Annotated in this window: 25 protein-coding genes and 1 riboswitch; of the genes, 2 read left to right on the forward strand and 23 right to left on the reverse strand. The window is 72.4% G+C overall.

What is annotated here, in order from left to right; translation table 11 throughout:
- Window positions 1-37: 37 nt before the first annotated feature.
- On the forward strand, window positions 38-607 hold the full coding sequence (locus VFV89_RS04430) for a GNAT family protein (protein WP_329704694.1): 570 nt from the start codon (window positions 38-40) through the stop codon (window positions 605-607).
- Here the strand turns inward: VFV89_RS04430 and ribH are convergent.
- The 6 genes from ribH to VFV89_RS04460 form a co-directional block, all read right to left on the reverse strand.
- Entirely contained in the window at window positions 594-1,094 is a 501-nt protein-coding gene (ribH, locus tag VFV89_RS04435) for a 6,7-dimethyl-8-ribityllumazine synthase (protein WP_329704695.1), read from the reverse strand. The genes VFV89_RS04430 and ribH overlap by 14 nt on opposite strands.
- Window positions 1,091-2,347 (reverse strand): bifunctional 3,4-dihydroxy-2-butanone-4-phosphate synthase/GTP cyclohydrolase II, encoded by a 1,257-nt coding sequence (locus VFV89_RS04440; protein WP_329704696.1) that lies wholly within the window; start codon window positions 2,345-2,347, stop codon window positions 1,091-1,093. The genes ribH and VFV89_RS04440 overlap by 4 nt, the downstream gene beginning before the upstream one ends.
- Window positions 2,344-2,955, reverse strand: a complete 612-nt coding sequence (locus VFV89_RS04445) for a riboflavin synthase (protein WP_329704697.1) — start codon at window positions 2,953-2,955, stop codon at window positions 2,344-2,346. The genes VFV89_RS04440 and VFV89_RS04445 overlap by 4 nt, the downstream gene beginning before the upstream one ends.
- Window positions 2,955-4,004 carry a bifunctional diaminohydroxyphosphoribosylaminopyrimidine deaminase/5-amino-6-(5-phosphoribosylamino)uracil reductase RibD gene (ribD, locus tag VFV89_RS04450; protein WP_329704698.1) on the reverse strand — a complete coding sequence of 350 codons (1,050 nt, stop codon included), beginning with the start codon at window positions 4,002-4,004 and terminating at the stop codon, window positions 2,955-2,957. The genes VFV89_RS04445 and ribD overlap by 1 nt, the downstream gene beginning before the upstream one ends.
- Before the next feature lie 90 nt (window positions 4,005-4,094).
- Window positions 4,095-4,241, reverse strand: a riboswitch (FMN riboswitch).
- A 179-nt stretch (window positions 4,242-4,420) separates the two neighbouring features.
- Window positions 4,421-5,089: a ribulose-phosphate 3-epimerase gene (gene rpe / locus VFV89_RS04455; protein ID WP_329704699.1), complete on the reverse strand. Its 669-nt coding sequence runs from the start codon at window positions 5,087-5,089 to the stop codon at window positions 4,421-4,423.
- 9 nt (window positions 5,090-5,098) lie between these two features.
- Window positions 5,099-5,707, reverse strand: a complete 609-nt coding sequence (locus tag VFV89_RS04460; protein ID WP_329704700.1) for a MarR family winged helix-turn-helix transcriptional regulator — start codon at window positions 5,705-5,707, stop codon at window positions 5,099-5,101.
- 47 nt (window positions 5,708-5,754) lie between these two features.
- Between VFV89_RS04460 and VFV89_RS04465 the strand changes: the two genes are divergently transcribed.
- Entirely contained in the window at window positions 5,755-6,180 is a 426-nt protein-coding gene (locus VFV89_RS04465) for an SRPBCC domain-containing protein (RefSeq protein WP_329704701.1), read from the forward strand.
- 15 nt (window positions 6,181-6,195) lie between these two features.
- On the opposite strand, the gene VFV89_RS04470 is transcribed toward VFV89_RS04465, so the two are convergent.
- The 17 genes from VFV89_RS04470 to VFV89_RS04550 form a co-directional block, all read right to left on the reverse strand.
- A complete protein-coding gene (locus VFV89_RS04470; protein ID WP_329704702.1) occupies window positions 6,196-6,567 on the reverse strand; it encodes a cupin domain-containing protein in 372 nt (123 codons plus the stop codon).
- 44 nt (window positions 6,568-6,611) lie between these two features.
- Window positions 6,612-7,589, reverse strand: a complete 978-nt coding sequence (gene ligD / locus VFV89_RS04475; RefSeq protein WP_329704703.1) for a non-homologous end-joining DNA ligase — start codon at window positions 7,587-7,589, stop codon at window positions 6,612-6,614.
- Between the two features lie 78 nt (window positions 7,590-7,667).
- Window positions 7,668-9,098 carry an RsmB/NOP family class I SAM-dependent RNA methyltransferase gene (locus VFV89_RS04480; protein WP_329704704.1) on the reverse strand — a complete coding sequence of 477 codons (1,431 nt, stop codon included), beginning with the start codon at window positions 9,096-9,098 and terminating at the stop codon, window positions 7,668-7,670.
- Window positions 9,091-9,519, reverse strand: coding sequence for an MmcQ/YjbR family DNA-binding protein (locus VFV89_RS04485; RefSeq protein ID WP_329704705.1), 429 nt, complete (start codon window positions 9,517-9,519; stop codon window positions 9,091-9,093). Before VFV89_RS04485 ends, VFV89_RS04480 begins: the two co-directional genes overlap by 8 nt.
- Before the next feature lie 11 nt (window positions 9,520-9,530).
- Window positions 9,531-10,478: a methionyl-tRNA formyltransferase gene (fmt, locus tag VFV89_RS04490; protein WP_329704706.1), complete on the reverse strand. Its 948-nt coding sequence runs from the start codon at window positions 10,476-10,478 to the stop codon at window positions 9,531-9,533.
- Between the two features lie 142 nt (window positions 10,479-10,620).
- Window positions 10,621-11,163 (reverse strand): peptide deformylase, encoded by a 543-nt coding sequence (gene def, locus VFV89_RS04495; protein WP_329704707.1) that lies wholly within the window; start codon window positions 11,161-11,163, stop codon window positions 10,621-10,623.
- A gap of 228 nt (window positions 11,164-11,391) precedes the next feature.
- Window positions 11,392-13,410, reverse strand: a complete 2,019-nt coding sequence (locus VFV89_RS04500) for a primosomal protein N' (RefSeq protein ID WP_329704708.1) — start codon at window positions 13,408-13,410, stop codon at window positions 11,392-11,394.
- 663 nt (window positions 13,411-14,073) lie between these two features.
- Complete coding sequence (gene metK / locus VFV89_RS04505) at window positions 14,074-15,267, reverse strand: methionine adenosyltransferase (protein ID WP_329704709.1); 1,194 nt, start codon at window positions 15,265-15,267, stop codon at window positions 14,074-14,076.
- 123 nt (window positions 15,268-15,390) lie between these two features.
- Window positions 15,391-16,617: a bifunctional phosphopantothenoylcysteine decarboxylase/phosphopantothenate--cysteine ligase CoaBC gene (gene coaBC, locus VFV89_RS04510; protein WP_329704719.1), complete on the reverse strand. Its 1,227-nt coding sequence runs from the start codon at window positions 16,615-16,617 to the stop codon at window positions 15,391-15,393.
- A 9-nt stretch (window positions 16,618-16,626) separates the two neighbouring features.
- A complete protein-coding gene (gene rpoZ, locus VFV89_RS04515) occupies window positions 16,627-16,950 on the reverse strand; it encodes a DNA-directed RNA polymerase subunit omega (RefSeq protein WP_329704710.1) in 324 nt (107 codons plus the stop codon).
- A 94-nt stretch (window positions 16,951-17,044) separates the two neighbouring features.
- A complete protein-coding gene (gene gmk, locus VFV89_RS04520) occupies window positions 17,045-17,623 on the reverse strand; it encodes a guanylate kinase (RefSeq protein WP_329704711.1) in 579 nt (192 codons plus the stop codon).
- A gap of 114 nt (window positions 17,624-17,737) precedes the next feature.
- Window positions 17,738-18,052 (reverse strand): integration host factor, actinobacterial type, encoded by a 315-nt coding sequence (gene mihF / locus VFV89_RS04525; RefSeq protein ID WP_329704712.1) that lies wholly within the window; start codon window positions 18,050-18,052, stop codon window positions 17,738-17,740.
- A gap of 137 nt (window positions 18,053-18,189) precedes the next feature.
- Entirely contained in the window at window positions 18,190-18,666 is a 477-nt protein-coding gene (locus VFV89_RS04530) for a hypothetical protein (RefSeq protein ID WP_329704713.1), read from the reverse strand.
- A gap of 65 nt (window positions 18,667-18,731) precedes the next feature.
- The gene (pyrF, locus tag VFV89_RS04535; RefSeq protein ID WP_329704714.1) at window positions 18,732-19,559 is read right to left on the reverse strand and encodes an orotidine-5'-phosphate decarboxylase; all 828 of its coding nucleotides are present in this window, start codon (window positions 19,557-19,559) and stop codon (window positions 18,732-18,734) included.
- Window positions 19,556-20,557 (reverse strand): quinone-dependent dihydroorotate dehydrogenase, encoded by a 1,002-nt coding sequence (locus VFV89_RS04540; protein WP_329704715.1) that lies wholly within the window; start codon window positions 20,555-20,557, stop codon window positions 19,556-19,558. Before VFV89_RS04540 ends, pyrF begins: the two co-directional genes overlap by 4 nt.
- A 58-nt stretch (window positions 20,558-20,615) precedes the next feature.
- A complete protein-coding gene (gene carB / locus VFV89_RS04545) occupies window positions 20,616-23,966 on the reverse strand; it encodes a carbamoyl-phosphate synthase large subunit (protein WP_329704716.1) in 3,351 nt (1,116 codons plus the stop codon).
- The coding region (locus VFV89_RS04550; protein ID WP_329704717.1) for a glutamine amidotransferase-related protein at window positions 23,966-24,463 on the reverse strand (498 nt) is incomplete at its 5' end. The genes carB and VFV89_RS04550, both read right to left, overlap by 1 nt.

Below are 24,463 nucleotides of genomic sequence, written 5' to 3' on the forward strand. Positions count from 1 at the left end.
CTCGCCCGCCCGTGCGTGGACCGGTCAGGATGGGCGGGTGAGCCGCAGCATCGCCGACCTCGACTGGCCAGTGACCACCGAGCGGCTGACGATCCGGCCGGCCGAGCAGCGGGACGCTGCCGCGACGTACGCCTTCCGCTCCCTGCCCGAGGTCGCGGAGTGGATCACCTCGCAGACCACGGACCTCGCAGCCTGGGAGGCCGGCTTCGGCGACCGGCTGGCGGACACGCTCATCATCGAGCTGGACGGCGTCGTGGTCGGCGACCTGATGCTCCGGGTGCAGGACGCCTGGGCGCAGACCGAGGTCAAGGAGCAGGCGGTGGGGACCGAGGCGGAGATCGGCTACACCCTGGATCCGGCGTACGGTGGGCGGGGGGTCGCCACGGAGGCCGTCCGGGCGCTGCTGGAGATCGCCTTCGTGGAGATCGGAGTACGCCGGGTGATCGCCCAGCTCTTCGCCGACAACCTTCCCTCGCGGCGGCTGCTGGAACGGCTGGGTATGCGCCGCGAGCAGCACACGAAGCAGGACTCGCTGCACCGCAACGGCGAGTGGATGGACGGGATGATGTACGCGATGCTGAAGGACGAGTGGCTCAGCCCGAGCTGACGTCGCTCCGCAGCCGGTCCCGCAGCCGGCCCAGCGTCCGGGCCGTGGCGAGCGCGGCCGCGGTCGCCTCGTAGCCCTTGTCCTCCTGAGAGCCGTCGAGCCCGGCGCGGTCGAGCGCCTGCTGCTCGGTGTCGCAGGTCAGCACCCCGAAGCCCACCGCCACCGTGTGGTCGAGGGCGACCCGGGTGAGCCCGTCGGTGGCGGCGTTGCAGACGAAGTCGAAGTGCGGAGTGCCACCGCGGATCACCACGCCGAGCGCGACCACCGCGTCGCAGCCCTGCTGGGCCAGCGCCGAGGCCACCACCGGCAGCTCGAAGGTCCCCGGCACCCGCACGACCGACGGCTCGACCTCGAAGTCGGCGCACGCCCGGGATGCGCCGGCCAGCAGCCCGTCCATCACCGGGGTGTGCCAGCTCGCGGCCACCACCGCGACGCGCAGGCCGGAGGCGTCGAACGGCTCGACCGCGGCCGCCCCCTCGCCGCTCACCGGGCCTCCTGGAGGTGCCCGTCGAGGTCGGGCAGCACGTGGCCCATCCGGTCCCGCTTGGTGAGCAGGTAGGCCAGGTTGTGGTCGTTGGGGTGCGGGGTCAGCGGCACCCGCTCGGCCACGGTGATGCCGTACTCCTCGAGGCTGGTCACCTTGTCGGGGTTGTTGGTCATCAGCCGCACGGTGTCGACCCCGAGGTCCTTGAGGATCTGCGTCGCGGCGCCGTAGTGGCGTGCGTCGGCCGGCAGCCCGAGGTCGAGGTTGGCGTCGACGGTGTCGCGGCCGCCGTCCTGCAGCTGGTAGGCCTGCAGCTTGGCGACCAGCCCGATCCCGCGGCCCTCGTGGCCGCGCAGGTAGACCAGCACGCCTCGGCCCTCCTCGACGATCCGGTCCATGGCCTCGTTGAGCTGCGGGCCGCAGTCACAGCGGTCGCTGCCGAACACGTCGCCGGTCAGGCACTCGGAGTGCACCCGGGTGAGCACCGGCTCGTCACCGGAGAGGTCGCCGTAGACGAGCGCCACGTGCTCGGAGTCGTCCACGGCGATCGTGTAGCCGTAGGCCGTGAAGTCGCCGTGCCGGGTCGGCAGCCGGGTCTCGGCCACCCGGTCGACCAGCACCTCGTTGCGGCGCCGCCAGCGGACCAGGTCCTCGATCGAGACCAGCGCCAGGCCGTGCTCGTCGGCGAACTCCCGCAGCTCGGGCGCGCGCTTCATGGTGCCGTCGTCGTTGACCAGCTCCACCAGGACCCCCACCGGGGTGAGGCCGGCGAGCCGGACGAGGTCGACGGCGGCCTCGGTGTGGCCGCGCCGCGCCAGCACGCCGCCCTCGCGGTAGCGCAGCGGGAAGACGTGGCCCGGACGGGTGATCTCCCACGGCTCGGTCGCCGAGTCGGCGAGGACGCGCACCGTGTGCGAGCGGTCGGCCGCCGAGATGCCCGTGGTCACGCCGTCCCTGGAGTCGACCGAGATCGTGTACGCCGTCCGCATCCGGTCCTTGTTGTGCGGCGTCATCAGCGGGATCTCGAGCCGGTCGAGCATGTCGCCGGGCATCGGCACGCAGATCACGCCGCTGCTGTGCCGGATCGTGAACGCCATCAGCTCCGGTGTCGCCTTGCTGGCCGCGAAGATGATGTCGCCCTCGTTCTCGCGGCTCTCGTCGTCGACCACGATGACCGCCCTGCCGGCCGCGATGTCGGCGACGGCCCGTTCGATGGAGTCCATCCGGACCCCGGCGTACTGGTGCTTGACACTCATGCCACGACCTCCCGGTCCGCCCCGTGCTGGAGCAGCTTCTCCACGTGCTTGGCGAGGACGTCCACCTCGAGGTTGACCCGGTCGCCGGGCCGGCGGCTGCCCAGCGTGGTGCGGGCGAGGGTCTCAGGGATCAGCGAGACGGTGAAGCCGTCGTCGCGGGCCTCCACGACCGTCAGGCTGACGCCGTCGACGGTGATCGAGCCCTTGTCGACCAGGTAGCGGGACAGGTGGGTGGGCATGGAGACGTCAACGACCTCCCAGTGCTCGCTGGGGGTGCGCGAGACGATCGTGCCCACGCCGTCGACGTGCCCCTGGACGATGTGGCCGCCGAGCCGGGTGGTCGGCGTGACCGCGCGCTCGAGGTTGACGCGGTCGCCGGGACGTACGCCGGCCAGGCTGGTCTTGTCGAGCGTCTCCTGCATGACGTCGGCGGTCCAGGTGTCGCCGTCGCGGTCGGCCACGGTCAGGCAGCAGCCGTTGACGGCGATGGAGTCGCCCAGCCCGGCATCGGCCAGCACGTGCTGGGCGTGGATGGTGAGCCGGATCGCGTCACCTTGGTCCTCGACCCCGGCGATGGTGCCGAGCTCCTCGACGATGCCGGTGAACATCAGTGGTCCCCTTCTGGCTTCATGGTGATGCGGACGTTGGGTTCCTCGCCGTCGAGCCCGTCCAGCACGGTCACGTCGGTGACCACGGGACGCAACGCGTCGGCGATGGTGGTGATTGCGAGGTCGGCCACGGCATGCCGGCCGGCGCCGAGCAGCATCGGCGCGACATAGGTGACGATCTCGTCGACCAGCCCCGCGCCGACGAACGCCGCGGCGAGGGTCGGCCCGCCCTCGAGGAAGACGTGCTGCCGGTCGCGTGCGAACAGCGTCTTGAGCGCGGTCTCGGGGTCGCGGGTGCGCAGGTGCACGGTCTCGGCGAGGTCGTCGAAGACCCGCCTCGTTGCAGGTAGGTCGCGCTCGCCCATCACCACGCGCAGCGGCTGGCGCTCGCGCGGCAGGGGCCGGTCGTGCTCGTCACGCACCGTGAGCTGCGGGTCGTCGACCGCGACGGTGTTGGCCCCGACCAGCATCACGTCGCAGAGGGCGCGCAGCCGGTGGGTGTCCAGCCGGGCCGCGCGCGAGGAGATCCAGCGGCTGGTGCCGTCCGGGGCCGCGCTGCGGCCGTCGAGCGTGGTCGCGAACTTCCAGGTCACGAACGGCCGGCCGTGCTCGACCGCCCAGGTCCACACCCGGTTGAGGGCGCGCGCCTCGTCCAGCATCAGCCCCGACTCGACGTCGACCCCACCCTCGCGCAGCAGCGCGGCACCGCCCGTCGCGACCGGGTTGGGGTCGGCCTGGGCGAAGATCACCCGGCGTACGCCGGCGTCGCGCAGCGCCACCGCGCACGGCCCGGTCCGGCCGGTGTGGGCGCAGGGCTCGAGGGTGACGACGGCTGTCGTACCGCGCGCCCGCTCCCCCGCCCGGGCCAGGGCGTCAGCCTCGGCGTGCGGGCTCCCGGCGCCGCGGTGGTGACCCTCGGCCACGGTCGCGCCGGTGTCGTCGAGCAGCACGCAGCCGACTCGCGGGTTGGGGCCGAGCGGTACGCCGGGGGTGGCCGCCAGCTCGAGGGCGCGCGCCATCGCCGCCTGCTCGGCTGCGGTGAAGCTCATCGTCCGGCCCCTCGTGTCTCGCGGGTCGCGGACTCCGGGGCGACGACGTGCGCGCTGCGCGCCTCACCTCGGGTGAGGGCGAGCGGCCGCCTGCGTGCACTTCCCATCCGGACTTTGACCGTCGGTCCAGGAGTTGCACCTGGTCAACCGGTCACTGGCTGTGACCGGGTCGCGGACTTCTGGGCAGTTCGCCCAGTCACCGCCGGTTCGGGATTTCACCGACCCCAGAGCACGCGAGCTTGGTAACTCGTCGTCACGAGTCTGCCACAGGCGCCGCGTGAGGGCGTCCGTGATCCCGCCCACATGGTCGGCCGGCTGCCCTCCTCATGGATCCGTGGTGCAGATCCGGCGGCCCCGGTCCTTGCCGAGGTCTTCTGGCACCAGGTGCCGATCTCCCTCGGCAAACCCCATTGGCGTCACTCGACCGAAGACGCCGCCTCCGCCACCGCCCGGAGCTCCTGGACCATGCGGTCGGGGTCGTCGGCGGAGTAGACCGCCGAGCCCGCCACGAACACGTCGGCCCCCGCCTCGGCGCACCGCTCGATCGTCTCCAGCGAGACGCCGCCGTCGACCTGGAGCCAGGTCTCCACGCCGTGCTTCTCGATCAGCTGACGAGCGGCGCGGATCTTGGGCAGGCACAGGTCGAGGAACTTCTGGCCGCCGAACCCCGGCTCGACCGTCATCACCAGCAGCATGTCGAGCTCGGGGAGCAGCTCCTCGTAGGGCTCGACCGGCGTCGCGGGCTTCAGCGCCATGGCAGCGCGGGCGCCGTGCGCCCGGAGCTCCCGGGCCAGCCGGACCGGCGCTCCTGCCGCCTCCACGTGGAAGGTGACCGAGCCGCAGCCCGCCTCGACGTACTCGATCGCGGTGCGGTCGGGGTCCTCGATCATGAGGTGGGCGTCGAGCGGGATGTCGGTGTGCCGGCTGAGCGACTCGAGCATCGTGGGCCCGAAGGTCAGGTTCGGCACGAAGTGGTTGTCCATCACGTCCACGTGCACCCAGTCCGCGCTCCCGATCCGGGCCACCTCGTCGGCGAGCCGCGAGAGGTCGCTGTTGAGGATGCTCGGGGTGATCTGGATGCCCACGCCTCCAGACTATTCAGAGAACACCCGGGCCGCGGTGACCTGGGCAGGGCAGCGGCCCTCGGGGCGCCCGCAGGCGGCGAAGTCGCAGGTGCGGCACCACCAGCCGCCCGGCTCGCCGGCCCGCCGGCGCTCGGCCCTGCTCTCGACCCTGCTCTCGACCCGGCTCTCGACCCGGCTCTCGACCCGGCTCTCGACCCGGGCCGTGACCAGCTTGTCGAGCAGCACTTCCAGCGTGTCGGCCTCGGCACCGGTGAGGCCGCCGGTGGCCTGGCGGACGACCGCGTCGCGCGCCTCGCGGGCCGCCCGGGCCCGCGCCCGGCCGCGGGCGGTGAGCCGGACCTCGACCCTGCGCCGGTCGTCGCCGGTGCGGCGTACCGCCAGCCCCTCCCGCTCGAGCTGGGTCACCAGGCGTACGGCGCCGGAGTGGGTCAGCCCGAGCACGTCGGCCAGCCGCCCCACGTGCGCGTCCCCGAGGAACTCCTCCAGCGCCAGCAGGCCCGTCGCCGCGGCCCCGGTCAGCCCGGACGCACGCTCGAGGGCCGCGGTGGTCTCCTCGCCGAGGTTGAGGGCCAGCGCGGCCAGCAGGTTGTGCAGCCGGGGGTGTGGGTCGGCGGCCATCCGGTTATTGTATGAGTGAGTCATATGAATCGGAGGAGATGAGCAGGATGGCCGGCTTCGTAGCCACCGCGCGGACCGACGTCGCCGCTACGCCCGAGCGGGTGTGGGAGGCGCTGACCGACCCGGCGCAGATCGCGGCGTACATGCACGGGTCGAAGGTCACCTCGACCTGGGAGGTCGGGAGCCCGATCACCTGGGAGGGCGAGTACGACGGCCGCCCCTACCAGGACAAGGGCGAGGTGCTCACCTACGACGAGCCGCGGGTCCTGTCGGTGACCCACTACAGCCCGATGATGGGCAGGCCCGACGAACCGGAGAACTACCACACCGTCGTCTACACGCTGACGCCCGACGGGGACGGCACCCGCCTCGAGCTCACCCAGGACGGCAACGAGAGCGAGGAGCAGGCCGAGCAGTTCTCCGCGAACTGGCAGGGCATGCTCGACGGGCTCAAGGCCCACGTCGAGGGCTGACCTCGGCGCCGCGGACTACTGCGGGTCGAGCAGGTTGTAGTCGGGCTCGGCGGTGCGCTCCCCACCTGCGTCGCCGGTGTTGGGGACCCCCGCCGGCTCGATGAGCATCATGCTCACGTCTCCCTCGGCGATCGGGCAGTGCTCGACGCCGCGCGGAACGACGTACAGCTGTCCGGGACCGAGGGTCACATCACCGTCGCGGAGCTGGATGGTCAGGCTCCCGTCGATGACGAGGAACAGCTCGTCGGTGTCCTCATGGGTGTGCCAGACGAACTCGCCCTTGATCTTCACCAGCTTGATCTCGTAGTCGTTGAGCTTCGCGACCACCTTGGGCGACCAGTGCTCGGAGAACAGGGAGAGCTTGTCCGCGATGTCGACGACGGCCATGCGACCAACCTAACCAGCGCCGCCCGCGGACACCCACCGGGTTTTCAGCCGTCGTCCGGCTCCCCCGGTGGAGCTCCTGGCGGCTCGGCGCCCTCGGCCTCGTCACGCTCGGCCCACTCGAGCAGCGGCCGGATGTCGTAGACGTGCTCGTCGATCTCCTCGTGCAGGTCGCCGAGGCGGGCGAAGCGCTCCGGGACGGTGAAGATCGTGAAGTCGCGCGGGTCGGCGTCGTCGACCTCGTCCCAGGTGATCGGGGTGGAGACCGGGGCGTCGGGCAGGCCGCGCACGGAGTAGGCCGCGGCGATGGTGTGGTCGCGGGCGTTCTGGTTGTAGTCGACGAACAGCTTCTCGGGGTCGCGGTCCTTGCGCCACCAGGCGGTCGTGACCTCGCCGGGGTCCCGCCGCTCGACCTCGCGGGCGAAGGCCAGGGCCGCGCGGCGTACGTCCTTGAAGCCATGCTCGGGGTGGATCCGCACGTAGACGTGCATGCCCTTGCCGCCGGAGGTCTTCGGGAAGCCGACCGCGCCGAGCTCGTCGAGCACCTCGTGGACCCCGTGCGCGACCCGCTGGACGGTGTCGTAGGTGCATTCCTCGCCCGGGTCGAGGTCGATCCGCCACTCGTCGGGCTTCTCGGTGTCGGCCCGCCTGCTGTTCCAGGGGTGGAACTCGACCGTCGACATCTGCACCGCCCAGATCACCGAGCCGAGCTCGGTGACGCACAGCTCGTCGGCGGTGCGCCCCCAGCGCGGGAAGTAGAGCTGTACGGTCTCCACCCACTCGGGCGCGCCCGCGGGGAGCCGCTTCTGGTGGACCTTCTTCTCGGCCAGCCCCTTCGGGAATCGGTGCAGCATGCAGGGCCGCTCGCGGAGCGCGTTGAGGATCCCGGGCCCGACCGCGAGGTAGTAGTTGACCAGGTCGAGCTTGGTGGCGCCGCTCTTGGGGAAGTAGACGCGGTCCGGGTTGGTGACCCGGACCACCCGGTTGTCGACCTCGATCTCGACCGAGGGGGACGACGGGGCCATGGCGAAACGCTAGCCGGAAGGCCTACCTGGAGCTGCCCGGCCGCCACCTGCGGCACGTGCTGGACTGAGAGCCCGAGGTCAGGGCAATCGCCGGAAGAGCGCCATGAACATGGCGTCGGTGCCGTGCCGGTGCGGCCAGAGCTGGACGGTGCCGGACACCGGGCCCTCCGAGCGGGGTACGCCGGAGAACTGTGGGCCGAGGTCGGCCAGCTCGGCGTCCATGCGGGCGCCGTTGACCGAGGTGACCACGCTCGAGGTCTCGGACATGACCGGCGAGCAGGTCGAGTAGAGGACCAGGCCGCCGGGACGCACCAGGTCGAGGGCCGCCCGGGTCAGCTGCCGCTGCAGCATCACCAGCGTGAACAGGTCGTCGGGCTTGCGCCGCCAGCGCGCCTCGGGACGGCGGCGCAGGGCACCCAGGCCGGTGCACGGAGCGTCGACGAGCACCCGGTCGAAGGATCCGGCCCGGTAGGGCGCGAGCGCGCCGTCCGCGGCCACGACCCCGACAGCACCCGGAGCGAGGCCGTCCGCCGTCATGAGCGTGCGGCGCACCAGCCGGGCGCGCGCGGGCAGCCGTTCGCTGGAGACGAGGGCGGCACCCCGCTGCGCGGCGAGCGCCGCCAGCAACCCGGACTTGCCGCCCGGGCCCGCGCAGAGGTCGAGCCACAGCTCGTCACGGCCCTCGAGGGGCGCCTCGGCGAGGGCGAGGGCCACCAGCTGCGAGCCCTCGTCCTGGACGGCCGCCCGGCCCTCGGCCACCGCCGGCACCGCTCCCGGGTCGCCGCCGTCCAGCAGGACGCCGTACGGCGAGAAGGGCGTCGGCTCTCCCGGCAGCTCCTCGCGGCGCGCTCGCCCCGGGCGAGCGACCAGGGTGACCCGCGGGTTGTGGTTGTCCGCGGCGAGCAGGGCGTGGAGCTCCTCGCGCCCCACCGCCTCCCGGAGCTCGTCCACGACCCACTCCGGGTGGCTGAAGGCGATCGCGGCGTACCGGGTCGGCGAGCTGCGGGCGTCGGGGGTGACCTTCTCGATCCACTCGTCGAGGTCGTGCTCGCTGACCGCGCGCAGCACGGCGTTGACGAAGTTGCCGGCACCGGTGTTCACCCGCGCGCGCACCAGGTCGACCGTGGTGCTGATCGCGGCGTGGTCTGGCACCCGCATCGAGAGGAGCTGGTGGGTCCCGATCCGCAGCGCGTCGAGCACCCGCGCCTCGACCTTCGACAGCGGCCGGTCGGTGCAGGCGGCCAGGATCGCGTCGTAGGTGCCCCGGCGGCGGATCGTGCCCGACGCCAGCTCGGTGGCGAACGCCGCGTCCCGGCCCTCGAGGTGGTAGTGCCGGATCGCGGCCGGGAGCACGAGGTTGGTGTAGGCACCGTCGACCCGCACCGCCTTCAGCACGTCGAGGGCGGCAGCGCGGGCCGGGTCCAGCACCAGCTTGCGGCCCGCGCCCGGACCACTGACCGGACCACTGGGGGGCGCGCCGGTGTCGGGCCGCGGCTGCGGGTCAGCCATCGACTGGCCCCGGCGTCATGATCGCTTTCGCCAGGGACTTCGGAGCCTTGGTCAGCCAGGCGTCCGTGATGATCTCCGCCAGCTCGTCGCGGCTGATCTCGCCGAGCCGGCTCTGCTGCACGAGCACGGCGTTGTAGCCGTTGAAGTGGTCGATGGTGAAGAACGGCAGCGAGTCGTCCTCGACGAGGGCACGCTTCTCGCTCTCGCTCGGCACCTGGATGACGAGGAGGTCGGCGTACCACTCACCCGTGGCAGGGTCGACCGCGGTCCGGCCCGGCGGCCGGTGCATGAGGAAGCCCTTGCCGTGCACCTTGTAGGTGAGGTTGTCGCCCCACGACGTGCCGAGCTCGACCTCGGGGAGGCTGAGGCAGATCTCGTCGACGTCCTGGGGGGTCGCGGCCCGGTGGGGAGCCTTGGTCACGTCACCCAACGCTACTCGACCCCGGACACCCCCCCGGGTGTACCGACCCGCGCCCCCGGCGGCAGCCGCAGCCCGCGCGCCCAGTCGGCGGCGGGCATCTCGCGGGCGCCGAACGCCTTGACGTCACCGAGCCGGACCGCGGTGGTGGCGGTGCCCACCAGCACGTCGGCCTTGCCGGCCCGGAGCTCGCCCGGGGCCAGCCGCTCGTCGGTGTGCGTCACGGGCCCGAGCTTGACCCGGGTGCCGTCGTACGTCGTCCAGGCGCCGGGAGCGGGCGTGCAGGCCCGGATCCGGCGGTCCACGGCCGCTGCCGGCTCGGCCCAGTCGACCTCCGCGTCGGCGACGGTGATCTTGGGCGCGAGGCTGACGCCCTCGGCCGGCTGCGGCCGCGCCTCGAGGCTGCCGTCCTCGATGCCGTCGAGGGTCGCGACGAGGAGCCCGGCGCCACCCTCCGCCAGGCGGGCCAGCAGCTCCCCGGCCGTGTCCGTGTCGCGGATCCGCTCGGTCATCACGCCGAAGACCGCTCCGGCGTCCATCTCCTTGACGATGCGGAAGGTGGTGGCGCCGGTGACCTCGTCGCCGGCCCAGATCGCGTGCTGGACCGGCGCCGCGCCACGCCACGCGGGCAGGCACGAGAAGTGGAGGTTGACCCAGCCGTGCCGGGGGATGTCGAGCGCGCTCTGCGGGAGCAGGGCGCCGTAGGCGACGACCGCACAGCAGTCCGGCGCCAGCTCGCGCAGCGCGGCCTGGAAATCCGGCTCGCGCGGGTGCTCGGGGGTGAGCACGGGTACGCCGAGCTCGCGCGCCAGCTCGGCGACCGGGCTGGGGGTGAGCCTGCGGCCGCGGCCGGCGGGCGCGTCCGGGCGGGTCACCACGCCGACCAGCTCGTGGGAGGAGCCGGCGATCGCCCGGAGGCTCGGCAGCGCCACCTGCGGCGTACCGGCGAAGACGACTCTCATGGGTGGGGAGCCACGCGCCGGTGGAGGGATCCCAGGTGCACCTGGGATCCCTGCACTTCTGGGGCGTTGCAACGGCCGAGAGGCTCAGCGGTCCCAGGTGAGCCTGGGATCCCGACAGCGGCCGAGGAGCCCGCCCGCGCGGTCAAAGGCCCAGGCCCCCGGTCGGGTGCGGCGAGACCTTGACCCGCGGGGGCTCGGCCCCGAACCACTCCGCCTCGCGGATCGCCTTCTTGGCCGCCTTGCGGGTCTCGTCGTCGAGTCGGTCGATGAACAGGACGCCGTCGAGGTGGTCGGTCTCGTGCTGGAGCGCTCTGGCCAGCAGCTCCGAGCCCTCGATCGTCAGCGGCTCGCCGTGCATGTCGAACCCCTTGGCCACCACCGACAACGCCCGCCGACAGTCGAAGGACAGCTCCGGGATGGACAGGCAGCCCTCGGGGCCGAACTGCTCCTCGTCGGACAGGTCGAGCACCGGGTTGACCAGGTGACCGGTCTCGCCGTCCACGTGCCAGGTGAACACCCGCAGCCCCACGCCGATCTGGGGCGCCGCGAGCCCCGCACCGGGTGCGTCGAGCATCGTGTCCGTGAGGTCCTCGACGAGCTTGCGGAGCTCCTTGTCGAAGTCGACCACCTCGACCGCGCGCTGTCGCAGCACCGGGTCGCCGAAGAGCCGGATCGGCTGGATCATCTCGGCGTCCCCGGCGAGCCGTGAGGCCGAAACGCGAAGCCGGGAGAGCCCGGAGCTGATGGGGGTGACATCACCCGGCAAGTCTAGGAAGTCGCTCTCCTGGCCGCCCCCGCCGGGATAGTCCCAGACCTTTCCAACATGGCGTGCGCGGGAAACGTGTTGGGAACGGCTGGGACTATCCCGGCGGTCCGGTCGGTTTGGTCCGATCGGTTGGACCGGTCCGATGACCTAGAGGGTCGGTGGGTCGACCTGGATGCGCACCGCGTCGAGCTTGCGGGCCGAGCGCACCCGCTGGACCTCTCCGAGGGCGCGGGAGAGCTCGGCCCCGTGCGCCCGCGGGACGCGGACGACCGCGCGCGACTCACCGTCAGCGGTGGGCACCGGCCCGAGCAGCTCGAAGCCGGTGGGCGCCGCGAGCAGCGTGAGCGCGTCGTCGACGGCACCCGGCTCGCCGGTGATGGTGGCCAGCCGGGAGGCGGGCGGGAGGTGGGCCTCGCGGCGCTCGGCCGCCTCGCGGGCGGCGAACCCCGACGGGTCCCAGCGGACCAGCGCCTGGACCGCCGGGTGGGCCGGGTCGCCGACCACGACCGCACGGCCACCGGGCCGGACCAGCGCCACGGCGTTCATCCACCGGCGCAGCGCCTCCTCCGCCGCGCGCAGGTGGGCCAGGCCGAGCACCAGCCAGGTATCGAGCAGGACGACCGCTGCGTAGCCACCGGCCGCCACCGGCTCGGCGCCCGGCGTCGCCACGACGATCGCCGGTTCGCCGTCGACCGCAGCCAGCACCCGGTCACCCCCGGAGCTGCGGACCACGGCGCCGGGGAAGGACCGGCCCAGCTCCTCGGCGGTGCGGGTCTCCCCCACGACCGGCGCCCGGAGGCCGCGGTGCCCGCACTCGGGACAGGCCCAGCCGTCGTGCCCGGTGCCGCACCAGCGGCAGGTCGGGGGTGCGGTGGCCGACCCCAGCGCGAGCGGGCCGGAGCACACCCCGCAGCGGGCCGGGGTCCGGCACCGCTCGCAGGCCAGCGCGGCGGCGTACCCGGTCCGGGGTGTCTGCACCAGCACCGGTCCGCGGTCCAGCGCGTCCCGGATGGCGTGGTGGACCTCGGTGGGCACCCGGGTGGCGCGAGCCAGCGGGTCGCGGGCCAGGGCGCGCTCGTCGGCCCCGGCCACCGACACGGTCACCCGCGACCGCAGCGTCTCCCGTGATGGAGCGAGTCGGTGTGCCCAGCCCGAGCGTACGAGCTGGTCGCCCTCGACGGCCGTCGCGAAGCCCCCCACGAGCGCCGCCGCGGCCTCGCGCTCGGCACGCGTGAGCAGCGTCTCCCGGGCGTGGGGGTACGGCGCCCGCGGCTCTGCGTGCAGGTCGTCGCCGTCGTCCCAGATGACGACCAGGCCGAGCCCGTGCACCGGGGCGAACGCCGCCGCGCGGGTGCCGACCACCACCCGGCGCCGGCCGCGGGCGACCGCGAGGAAGTCGCGGTAGCGCCGAGCCGGGCCGGCGTCCGCGGTGAGCACCACGTGCTGGTCGGGGCCGAGCACCGAGGTGAGGGCCGCATCGACGCGGGCCACGTCCTTGCCGTCGGGCACGACGACGAGGGCGCCGCGACCGCCGGCGACCGTCGCCGCGACCGCGTGGGCCACGAGGACCGGCCAGTCGGTGCCCGGCGCGGCGGTCCACACCGCCCGCGGCGAACCGCCTCCGGACAGGTGGCCGAGGAAGGCGTCGGCCGGGCCGTGGTCGGACCATGCGGTCGCCGCGGCCGCGGAGTCGTAGGCCGGCGGCGGGGCCGGCGGCAGCGAGTCCTTCGCCTCCGTCGCGGCGTGCCGGCCCGGCACCGCCAGCCGGATCACGTCGGACCGGGTGCCGGCGTAGCGCTCGGCGATCTCGGCGGCCAGTGCGGAGACCGTCGGCAGCAGCACCGGCTCAGGGCTCACCAGCCGGCGCAGCGGCGTCAGCTCGCCCTCGTGGTCACTCGCCGCGGCACGCTCGAGCACGAACCCGTCCACGTCGCGCCCGGCGAACCGCACCTTGACCCTGACCCCGGGGCGGGCGCCGTCGGCCATCGAGGCGGGGACGGCGTAGTCGAAGCTCCGGTCGAGGTGGGCGAGGGGTACGTCGACCAGCACCCGGACGACCGGGTCGACCTCAGCCACCGGCTCCGCGGCCGGCGCGGTCCGCCGTGTCGGCCGGACTCGGGAGCGCGCCAGCCCGGGGAGCAGCTCATCGTCGTTCGGCTCGGGCACGTCACATGGATATCAGTGCTGACCGACGCATCCCCGCGGAAGGTGACGGGATTGTGGGAGCGAAGCGACCCGGTCTTTCGGGTTCCTGAGATGGATCCGTGGGTGGGCGGCCGCGTGCGTAGCAGGCCCGCAAGGGCGGAGCAAGCTCCGCCCCGCAGGCGCGGCCGTCCAGCTCGGGTTCTGCACCAGGACGCCGAGATGTGGTGCAACCCAGCAAGCCTGGCCTTTGCCGAGGATTCCCGGCACCAGGTGCCGATATCCCTCCGCAAACCCCACCGACCGGGGCTGGTGTTGCCCGCGCCATGCAACGGCGCGGCGAAGCCCGCCGTTGTGCGCCGTATCACCGGATCGCGCGAGGCGAGACGCGATCTGGTAGGCGCGGGGCACTCACGACAGCGCAGGGGTCACCGGATATCCGGCGACCCCTGAGCTTCTGTGCCGAGATCTCGGCACAGAAGCGGATGGGTCGCTACAGAACCCACGGCCCTGCTCGCGAAGCGGGCGCCGATCGCGATCCTTGACGGCGAGACGCGATCCGGTAGGCGCGCGGGTACCCACGGATTCATCAGGAGAGCCGTCTTTCGCGAGCGCAGCGAGCTGTCGCCGCGGGCCCGGGCCCGGGCCCACGAGGGCGTTCCGGTCGTCGTGGACCCGGGCCGAAACTCACGAGGGTAGACAGGCCGCCTTGAGCGCCTCGGCGCGGTCGGTGCGCTCCCAGGTGAACTCCGGGAGCTCGCGGCCGAAGTGGCCGTAGGCGGCGGTCTTGGCGTAGATCGGCCGGAGCAGGTCGAGGTCTGCGATGATGGCGGCGGGCCGCAGGTCGAAGACCTTCAGCACGGCGTCCTGGATCGCCTCGTCGGAGGCGGTGCCGGTGCCGAAGGTCTCCACGAAGACCCCGACCGGCTGGGCCTTGCCGATCGCGTAGGCGACCTGCGCCTCGCAGCGGCGGGCCAGCCCGGCGGCGACGACGTTCTTGGCCACCCAGCGCATCGCGTAGGCCGCCGAGCGGTCGACCTTCGACGGGTCCTTGCCGGAGAAGGCGCCGCCACCGTGGCGGGCCATGCCGCCGTAGGTGTCGACGATGATCTTGCGACCGGTCAGCCCGGCGTCGCCCATCGGGCCGCCGACCACGAAGCGGCCGGTCGGGTTGACCAGCAGCCGGTAGCCCTCGGAGGGCAGGTCGAAGGTGGCGAGCACCGGGTCGATGACGTGCTTCTTGACGTCGGACTCGAGGGTGTCGAGCTGGGTGTCCTCGTCGTGCTGGGAGGAGAGGACCACGGTGTCGACGCGGACCGGCCGGTTGTCGGCGTCGTACTCGATGGTGACCTGGGTCTTCCCGTCCGGGCGCAGGTAGGGCAGCGTGCCGTCCTTGCGGACCTCGCTGAGCCTCTCGGCCAGCCGCTGGGCCATGACGATCGGCAACGGCATCAGCACGTCGGTGTCGTCGCAGGCGTAGCCGAACATCAGCCCCTGGTCGCCGGCGCCCTGCTTGTCCATGGCGTCGACCGAGCCGGTGCGGGCCTCGTGGCCGCTGTCGACGCCCTGCGCGATGTCGCCGGACTGGCCACCGATCGCGACCATGACGCCGCAGGAGTGGCCGTCGAAGCCCTTGATCGACGAGTCGTAGCCGATCTCGACGATCTTCTGGCGTACGACGTCCTTGATGTCGGCGTACCCCGTCGTGCTGACCTCACCGGCCACCACGACGAGCCCGGTCGTCAGGAGCGTCTCCACCGCGACCCGGCTGTAGGGGTCCTGGCGCAGCAACGCATCGAGGACGGAGTCGCTGATCTGGTCGGCGATCTTGTCCGGGTGACCCTCGGTCACCGACTCTGAGGTGAACAGACGTCCTGGCACAGTGGTGTCTCCTGGTTCGTTCCTGGTGCGGGCCTACGCTAGCCGGTGTCTCGCATGGCGGGACCGATGTCTCAGCGCCGGTCCCCAATTCGCGTCACCCGGGTGACACACCGGCGAACGGGGTCAATCCTGCAGCCTCCGGGCCACCTCGTCCCAAATCACGTGGGCCAGGGCGGTCTTCGACCCGCGCGGAACCGCGGTCTCGGAGCCGTCGGCGCCCAGCACGACCGCCTCGTTGTCGGCGCTGCCGAAGACCGCTCCCCCGCTCACGTCGTTGACGACGAGCAGGTCGCAGCCCTTGCGGGCGAGCTTGGCCCGGCCGAGCTCGAGGACGGTCGAGTGGTCGTCGCCGGTCTCGGCCGCGAAGCCGACGATCACCGCACCGGGCCGGGGCCGAGTGGCGCTCAGCTCGCGCAGGATGTCGGGGTTCTGGATCAGCTCGAGCCCCGGCGCCGAGCCGTCGTCGGCCTTCTTGATCTTGGCCCCGCTGACCGAGACGGGCCGGAAGTCCGCCGGCGCCGCGGCCATCACCACCGCGTCGGCGGAGGCGGCCGCGGCCAGCACCTCGGTGCGGAGCTGCTCGGTGGTCTCCACGCGCACGACCTTGACGCCGGCCGGGTCGGGCAGCGAGGTGTTGGCGGCGACCAGGGTCACCTCCGCTCCACGGGAGGCCGCGGCGCGGGCAAGGGCGTAGCCCTGCCGCCCCGAGGACCGGTTGCCGAGGAAACGCACCGGGTCGAGGTACTCGCGGGTGCCGCCGGCCGACACGACCACCTGGCGGCCGGCGAGGTCTTGCCGAGAAGGTGACCCAGGGCCGAAGCCGCGCGCGAGGACGTCGACGCACACGTCGTAGATCTCGTCGGGGTCGGGCAGCCGGCCCTTGCCCGAGTCGGCACCCGTGAGCCGGCCCTCCGCGGGCTCGATCACCAGGCAGCCGCGCTCGCGCAGGGTGGCGACGTTGGCCCTCGTCGCGGCGTGCTCCCACATCTCGGTGTGCATCGCGGGCGCGAAGACCACCGGGCAGCGCGCGGTGAGCAGCGTGTTGGTCAGCAGGTCGTCGGCCATGCCGTGCGCGGCCTTGGCCAGGAGGTCCGCCGTCGCCGGTGCGACCACGACCAGGTCGGCGGACTGCCCGATCCGCACGTGTGGCACCTCGTGCACGTGGTCCCACACCTCGGTCGCGACCGGCTTCCCGGAGAGCGCGGACCAGGTGGGGGCGCCGACGAAGTGCAGGGCCGCGGCGGTCGGTACGACGGTGACGTCGTGGCCGGACTCGGTGAAGCGGCGCAGCAGCTCGGCGGCCTTGTAGGCCGCGATGCCGCCGGAGACCCCGAGGACGACCCTGCTCAGGGGAGCGTCCTACTCCGCGGAGGCGTCGGCGGCCGCGGCCTTGGCTGCGGCCTCCTCGGCGGCCAGCTCCGCCGGGTCGACGTCCTCGCAGGTCAGGAGGTCCTCGTTGATCTCGCGCAGCGCGATCGAGAGGGGCTTCTCCTGCACGTGGGTGTCCACGAGCGGGCCGACGTACTCCAGCAGGCCCTCGCCGAGCTGGGAGTAGTAGGCGTTGATCTGCCGGGCGCGCTTGGCGCTGTAGAGAACCAGCTTGTACTTGCTGTCGGTCTTGGTGAGCAGGTCGTCGATCGAGGGGTTGGTGACACCCTCGGCCTCGATGTGGGGGGCAGACACGCGTGAGCCTCGCAGCTTGTGATCGATGGAGTGTCGGTGGTGGGCGGCGGTCCGGCGGGACCGCGCCGCTCGTCGCAGACGCGGGGTCGGGCCCTCAGTCCGCGGTGTCGAGCTTCATCAAGGCTACCAACTCCTCCGCGGCAGCGTGAACTTCGCGGTTGACGATGCTCACGTCGAACTCCGCCTGCGCGGCCAGCTCCTCGCGGGCGGTGGCCAGCCGGCGCTCGCGCTCGGCCTCGTCCTCGGTGCCCCGGCCGACCAGCCGGCGGACCAGCTCCTCCCACGACGGCGGCTCCAGGAAGACGAACAGCGCCTCGGGCATCGTCTCGCGCACCTGCCGGGCACCCTGGAGGTCGATCTCGAGCATGGCGGGGTGTCCGGAGGCGAGCGCCAGGTCGACGGGCTGGCGTGGCGTGCCGTAGCGGTTGTGGCCATGGACCACGGCCCACTCGAGCAGGTCGTCGTCGGCGATCATCCGGTCGAACTCCTCGTCGGAGACGAACCAGTAGTGGACGCCGTTCACCTCACCCGGTCGCGGAGCGCGGGTGGTCGCGGACACCGAGATCCAGACCTCGGGGTGGTGCTCGCGGATGTCGGCCGCGACGCTGCCCTTGCCGACGGCGGTCGGACCGGCGAGCACGACGAGGCGGCGCTTGCGCTCCGGCTCGGTCATCGACGAGCGCAACCAACCGCTGATCGAGCCTGTCGGGATCTCCGCAGGCGTGGGCCGGGAGCCGACCCTGCGGACATCTCGACACGCTCGATGAGCGCCGGGCGAGTCCCAGCGTCAGGCACCGAACTCCTTCTCCAGCGCCGCGACCTGCTTGGTGCCGAGGCCGCGCACCCGGCGGCTCTCGGCGATGCCGAGCCGCTCCATCGTCTGCTTGGCCCGGACCTTGCCCAGGCCGGGCATCGACTGGAGCAGGTCGACGACCCGCATCTTGCCGATGACGTCGTTGCGCTGGCCCTCGGCGAGCACCTCGGAGATCGAGGCGCCGGCGTTCTTGAGCCGGTTCTTCACCTCGGCACGTTCCCGTCGGGACGCTGCGGCCTTCTCCAGGGCCGCCATGCGCTGTTCGGGAGTGAGCGGGGGCAGAGCCACGTTGCGGGGTCCTTCGGTGCTCGAAGTGGGAGGGAGCGTGCTGCTCAACATAGTCAGGTACCTGTCCGCGCGGCAATCGACCCCCGGGGCGAGAGGTTTGGTCCGGCTCGCGAACGGGTCCGGTCGTCAACCGGTCGTCAGCCGAGCTGCAACGGCGTGCCGCACACGTCCTTCGCCTCCTGGTCCACGGCGTTGAACGCGGTCGTGCTGGCCTGGCTGCCCACCTGCGCGGCGGCCTGGTCGATGGCCTCCTGGTCGGCCTCGCTGAGCCCAGCCGGTGGGTGGTCCCGGTCGTAGGTCGCCGGGTCGACGCCGGCATCGTCCAGCGCCTCCTGGAGCCCGTCGAGCGCGTCGATGACGGTCTTCCAGTCGTCCCGGATGTCGTCCGGCGCGTCGTCGGCGAGGTCCTCGAAGATCGGCAGCGCCTTCAGCAACGCGTCCGGCGAACCGTCGCCGAGGACCTCGCTCAGCTCCTGCTGGTGGTCCTTGACCGCGTCGCAGTACTGCTCCTGCTCGCTCTGGCATCCCGACACGCCCAGCACCAGCACGACGGCGAGGACGACTGCCCGGCGTGTCCGGCCCCAGTCGGGGCAGCGGTCAGCAGGCAACCTCATGGGTTCAGCATTGCCGAGCTCGGGTTGCCTGCTGACCGCTGACCCGCCCGTACAGAACCAGCGGGTCAGCCGCGCAGCGAGCGCAGCTCGTCGTTCAGGCGCAGTGCCTCGTCGCGCATCGCGGTCACCGACGGCCCACGGCGGAGCAGCTCGCGCGAGGAGCTCGGGGTGACCGCTGCGACGGCACCGCCGAAGATCCGCCGGATGTCGGCGACCGTGCCTCCCTGGGCGCCGAACCCGGGGGCCAGGATCGGGCCGTTGAACCCGAAGTCGAGGTCGCTCTCTCCGATGGTCGCGCCGACCACCGCGCCGAACGAGCCCAGCGGCTCCTCCCCGACGTTCAGCTGCCGCAGGTGGTCGAGCACCCGCCCGGCCACCGGCCCGCCGTCCTCGCTGCGGGCGTGCTGGACCTCCGGCCCCTCCTTGTTGGAGGTCAGCGCCAGCACGAACAGCCCCGCGTCGTGCTTGCGCGCGGTGTCGACCATCGGGTCGAGCGAGCCGAAGCCGAGGTAGGGCGAGGCGGTGATCGCGTCGGCCGCGAGCGGGGAGGAGGGGTCGAGGTAGGCGTCGGCGTAGGCCTGGGTGGTCGAGCCGATGTCGCCGCGCTTCACGTCCAGCAGCACCAGCGCCCCGGCCGCCCGCGACTCGGCCAGGACCCGCTCGAGGACCGCGATCCCGCGGCTGCCGAACCGCTCGTAGAACGCCGACTGCGGCTTCACGACCGCGACGTACGGCGCGAGCCCCTCGACCGCCGTCAGCGCGAACCGCTCGAGCCCGGACACGTCGTCGGGCAGCCCCCACTCGTGCAGCAGGGCCGAGTGCGGGTCGATGCCCGCGCAGAGCGCCCCCCGGTCGTCGAGCGCGGCCACGAACCGAGTGCCGAACGTGGTCATGAGAGCCCCTTCAGGATCCGGCGGGGCCAGCCCGGCCCCTCGTAGACGAACGCGGTGTAGCCCTGCAGGAGGTCCGCGCCGGCGTCGATCCGTGCCTGCGCGTCCTCGACCGTGGTGATGCCACCGACGCCGATGAGGGTCAGCCCGTCGCCGACCCGCGACCTGAGCAGCCGGAGCACCTCGAGCGACCGCGCGGCCAGCGGCCGGCCGGACAGGCCGCCGGCGCCGACGGCCGCCACCTGGGCGGGTGACGAGGCCAGGCCCTCGCGGGAGATCGTGGTGTTGGTCGCGACGATGCCGGCCAGCCCGATGGCGGTGGCCAGGTCGGCGACCGCGATGACGTCGTCGTCGGGGAGGTCGGGCGCGATCTTGACCAGGAGCGGTACGCCGCCCGCGACGTCCTGCACCGCGCGGAGGATCGGCTCGAGCTTCTCGACCGCCTGCAGGTTGCGCAGCCCCGGCGTGTTGGGCGAGCTCACGTTGATCACCAGGTAGTCGGCGTGTGGTGCGAGCAGCCGCGCCGACTTCTCGTAGTCCCCCACCGCGGCGTCCTCGGGGACCACCTTCGTCCTGCCGATGTTGACCCCGAGCACCGGTCCACCGTCGCGGCGTCGCCGCGCGGCGAGCCGCGCGGCCACGACCTCGGCGCCGTCGTTGTTGAACCCCATCCGGTTGACGACCGCTCGGTCGGCGGGGAGCCGGAACAGCCGCGGCTTGTCGTTGCCGGGCTGGGGCTCCCCGGTGACCGTGCCGACCTCGACGTGCCCGAAGCCGAGCGCGCCGAGCGCTGCGATGCCGACCGCGTTCTTGTCGAAGCCGGCGGCCAGGCCGAGGACGTTGGGGAAGGTCAGCCCCATCGCGGTGACGGGTGCACCCGGCGCACGCCGCCGGGCCAGCGCCGGCCGGGCCGCCCGGACGGCCCGGAAGCCGAGCCGGTGCGCCTTCTCGGCGTCGAGCCGGGTCAGGCCGTGGTCGAAAAGGGTGGAGTAGAGGCTCACGTGGTGGAACCCGTGGGTTGAGGGCTGAGGACCGCTCGTGAGAGCGCCGGATCCGCCATCACGTGCGATCCGAGGCGACTCGAAACCAGTCCTGCAGCGACCGCACCCCGATCGAGCCGCGGATCGTCGCCTCGATCCCCTGCACCGCGGCACCCAGCCCCTGGACGGTCGTGATGCACGGGATGTTGGCCATCACCGCGGCGGTCCTGATCTCATAGCCGTCGATCCGCGGCGAGCCGCCGCTGGCCGAGCCGTAGGGCGTGTTGACCACGAGGTCGATGTCGCCGTCGAGGATCCGCTGGACGGTGGTGCGGTCGTCTCCCTCGCCCGGGCCCTCGAAGTGCTTGCGCACCACGGTCGCGGCCACGCCGTTGCGGCGCAGCGCGTCGGCGGTGCCCTGGGTGGCCAGGATCTCGAAGCCCATGTCGGCGAGCACCTTGATCGGGAAGATCATGGTCCGCTTGTCCCGGTTGGCCATCGAGACGAACACCCGGCCCGCGCGGCCCTCCTGCTGCGGCAGCGGCAGCGAGCCGTACGCCGCGGCCTGCGACTTCGCGAACGCCGACCCGAAGTCGGCGTCGAGCCCCATCACCTCGCCGGTCGACTTCATCTCCGGCCCGAGCACCGTGTCGACCTGCTGGCCGTCAGGTGTGCGGAACCGGTTGAACGGCATCACCGCCTCCTTGACCGCGATCGGCTGGTCGGGCGGGAGCGTGCCGCCGTCGCCCGTCGCGGGCAGGACCCCGGAGGCGCGGAGCCCGGCGATGGTCTCGCCCAGCATGATCCGGGCCGCCGCCTTGGCCAGCGGGGTCGCGGTGGCCTTGGACACGAACGGCACCGTCCGCGACGCCCGCGGGTTGGCCTCCAGCACGTAGAGGACGTCGGCGCCGAGGGCGTACTGGATGTTCAGCAGCCCGCGCACGCCGACCCCGCGGGCGATCGCCTCGGTGGCCCGCCGGATCTCCTCGATCTCGGAGTCGCCGAGCGTGATCGGCGGCAGCGCGCACGAGGAGTCGCCGGAGTGGATGCCGGCCTCCTCGATGTGCTCCATCACGCCGCCGAGGAACAGCTCCTCGCCGTCGTAGAGCGCGTCCACGTCGATCTCGACGGCGTCGTCGATGAACCGGTCGACCAGCACCGGGTGCTCCGGGCTGACCTGGGTGGCCCGGGCGATGTAGCCCTCGAGCGCGTCGTCGCCGTAGACGATCTCCATGCCGCGGCCACCGAGGACGTACGACGGCCGGACCAGCACCGGGTAGCCGATCTGCTCAGCGATCGCCCTGGCCTCGGCGAACGACGTGGCCAGGCCGTGCTTGGGCGCGGGCAGCCCGGCGTCGGCCAGGACCCGCCCGAACGCGCCGCGCTCCTCGGCGAGGTGGATCGCCGCCGGGGAGGTCCCCACGATCGGCACCCCGTTGTCCTCGAGCCCCTGGGCGAGCCCGAGGGGCGTCTGGCCGCCGAGCTGGCAGATCACGCCGGCGACCGGGCCGGCCTTTTGCTCGGCGTGCACGACCTCGAGGACGTCCTCGAGGGTCAGCGGCTCGAAGTAGAGCCGGTCGGAGGTGTCGTAGTCGGTCGAGACCGTCTCGGGGTTGCAGTTGACCATCACGGTCTCGTAGCCCGCGCCGTCCTCGGCCTGGCCGAGCGCCATCGACGCGTGCACGCAGGAGTAGTCGAACTCGATGCCCTGCCCGATCCGGTTCGGACCCGAGCCGAGGATGATCACCGCCGGCCTCTCCCGCGGCTCCACCTCGGTCTCCTCGTCGTAGGACGAGTAGTGGTAGGGCGTGGCGGCCGCGAACTCCGCGGCACAGGTGTCGACGGTCTTGAAGACCGGCCGGATGCCGAGCGCGTGCCGCACCCCGCGGACCACGTCCGCGGTCATCCCGCGGATCTTGCCGATCTGGGCATCGGAGAAGCCGTGCCGCTTGGCCTTGCGCAGCACGGCGGGGGTCAGCTCGGGCGCCGCGGTGACCTCGGCCGCGACCTCGTTGATCAGCAGCAGCTGGTCGACGAACCACGGGTCGATGTGGGTCGCCCCGAAGATCTCCCGCGGCGTGGCCCCGGCCCGCAGCGCGTCCATGACCTTCTTGAGCCGGCCGTCGTGCGGCGTACGGATCTCCTCGAGCAGTGCGTCCTTGTCCAGGTCGACCCAGTCCTTCTCCCAGTCGAAGACGGCGTCCGCCTTCTCGAGCGAGCGCAGCGCCTTCTGCAGCGCCTCGGTGAAGTTGCGGCCGATGGCCATCGCCTCGCCGACCGACTTCATGTGGGTGGTGAGCAGCCGGTCGGCGGCCGGGAACTTCTCGAAGGCGAACCGCGGCACCTTCACCACGACGTAGTCGAGAGTGGGCTCGAACGCCGCCGGCGTGCTCTGCCCGTCCTCGCGGGTGGTGATGTCGTTGGGGATCTCGTCGAGGGTGTAGCCGATCGCGACCTTGGCCGCGATCTTGGCGATCGGGAAGCCCGTCGCCTTGCTTGCGAGCGCCGAGGACCGCGAGACCCGCGGGTTCATCTCGATGACGACCAGCCGGCCGTCGCGCGGGTTGACCGCGAACTGGATGTTGCAGCCGCCGGTGTCGACGCCGACGGATCGGATGATGCCGATCGCGAGGTCGCGCATCTGCTGGTACTCCCGGTCGGTCAGCGTCATCGCCGGGGCGACGGTGATCGAGTCGCCGGTGTGCACGCCCATCGGGTCGAGGTTCTCGATCGAGCACACGATCACGACGTTGTCCTTCGTGTCGCGCATCACCTCGAGCTCGTACTCCTTCCAGCCGAGGATCGACTCCTCGAGGAGCACCTCGGTGGTCGGGCTGGCCTGGAGCCCGGCGCCGGCGATCCGGCGCAGATCGGCCTCGTCGTGGGCCATGCCCGAGCCGGTCCCGCCCATCGTGAAGCTCGGGCGCACCACCACCGGGTAGCCGAGCTCCTCGACCGCAGCCAGGCAGTCCTCCATCGAGTGGCAGATCGCGCTGCGCGCCACCTCGCCGCCGAGCTCCTCGACGATCTTCTTGAAGATCTGCCGGTTCTCACCGCGGTCGATGGCCTCGATCGAGGCGCCGATCAGCTCCACGCCGTACTTGTCGAGGACGCCGGCGGCGGCGAGCGCCGTCGCGGTGTTGAGCGCGGTCTGGCCGCCCAGCGTCGCCAGCAGGGCGTCGGGGCGCTCCTTCTCGATCACCTTCTCGACGAACTGCGGCGTGATCGGCTCGACGTAGGTCGCGTCGGCGAACTCCGGGTCGGTCATGATCGTGGCCGGGTTGGAGTTGACCAGGATGACCCGGATCCCCTCGGCCTTGAGCACCCGGCACGCCTGGGTGCCGGAGTAGTCGAACTCGCAGGCCTGGCCGATGATGATCGGCCCCGACCCGATGACCAGGACGGACTTGATGTCCTCGCGCTTAGGCATCAGGCATCGCTCTCGGTGGTTGAGGTGCGACCGGAGGGAGCCTCGAAGCCCATGAGATCGCAGAAGCGGTCGAAGAGGTAGGCGGCGTCGTGCGGACCCGCCGCCGCCTCCGGGTGGTACTGCACGGAGAACGCCCTGAGCTTCCCGTCCTTGCGAAGCTCGAGGCCCTCGACGACGTCGTCGTTGAGGCAGACGTGGCTCACCGTGGCCTCGCCGTACGGCGTGTCGGTCGCCTCGTCGGTCGGTGCGTCGACCGCGAAGCCGTGGTTGTGGGCGGTGACCTCGACCTTGCCGGTGGTGCGGTCCATCACCGGCTGGTTGATGCCTCGGTGGCCGTACTTCAGCTTGTAGGTGCCGAATCCGAGGGCGCGTCCGAACAGCTGGTTGCCGAAGCAGATGCCGAAGTACGGCAGGTCCTGCTGCAGCGCCTGCTGGAGGAGCTCGACCTGGCCGGTGGTCGCGGCCGGGTCGCCCGGGCCGTTCGAGAAGAACAGCCC

It is taken from the genome of Nocardioides sp. (assembly GCF_036274455.1).
Taxonomy (GTDB): Bacteria; Actinomycetota; Actinomycetes; order Propionibacteriales; family Nocardioidaceae; genus Nocardioides.

Bases quoted from the DNA above. Each gene is read 5' to 3' on its own strand.
- VFV89_RS04440 (WP_329704696.1), bottom strand. From the start codon at position 2,347: ATGAGTGTCAAGCACCAGTACGCCGGGGTCCGGATGGACTCCATCGAA.
- VFV89_RS04445 (WP_329704697.1), bottom strand. From the start codon at position 2,955: ATGTTCACCGGCATCGTCGAGGAGCTCGGCACCATCGCCGGGGTCGAG.
- ribD (WP_329704698.1), bottom strand. From the start codon at position 4,004: ATGAGCTTCACCGCAGCCGAGCAGGCGGCGATGGCGCGCGCCCTCGAG.
- VFV89_RS04460 (WP_329704700.1), bottom strand. From the start codon at position 5,707: ATGGCCGCCGACCCACACCCCCGGCTGCACAACCTGCTGGCCGCGCTG.
- VFV89_RS04465 (WP_329704701.1), top strand. From the start codon at position 5,755: ATGGCCGGCTTCGTAGCCACCGCGCGGACCGACGTCGCCGCTACGCCC.
- VFV89_RS04470 (WP_329704702.1), bottom strand. From the start codon at position 6,567: ATGGCCGTCGTCGACATCGCGGACAAGCTCTCCCTGTTCTCCGAGCAC.
- ligD (WP_329704703.1), bottom strand. From the start codon at position 7,589: ATGGCCCCGTCGTCCCCCTCGGTCGAGATCGAGGTCGACAACCGGGTG.
- VFV89_RS04480 (WP_329704704.1), bottom strand. From the start codon at position 9,098: ATGGCTGACCCGCAGCCGCGGCCCGACACCGGCGCGCCCCCCAGTGGT.
- fmt (WP_329704706.1), bottom strand. From the start codon at position 10,478: ATGAGAGTCGTCTTCGCCGGTACGCCGCAGGTGGCGCTGCCGAGCCTC.
- def (WP_329704707.1), bottom strand. From the start codon at position 11,163: ATGATCCAGCCGATCCGGCTCTTCGGCGACCCGGTGCTGCGACAGCGC.
- gmk (WP_329704711.1), bottom strand. From the start codon at position 17,623: ATGACCGAGCCGGAGCGCAAGCGCCGCCTCGTCGTGCTCGCCGGTCCG.
- VFV89_RS04530 (WP_329704713.1), bottom strand. From the start codon at position 18,666: ATGAGGTTGCCTGCTGACCGCTGCCCCGACTGGGGCCGGACACGCCGG.
- pyrF (WP_329704714.1), bottom strand. From the start codon at position 19,559: ATGACCACGTTCGGCACTCGGTTCGTGGCCGCGCTCGACGACCGGGGG.
- carB (WP_329704716.1), bottom strand. From the start codon at position 23,966: ATGCCTAAGCGCGAGGACATCAAGTCCGTCCTGGTCATCGGGTCGGGG.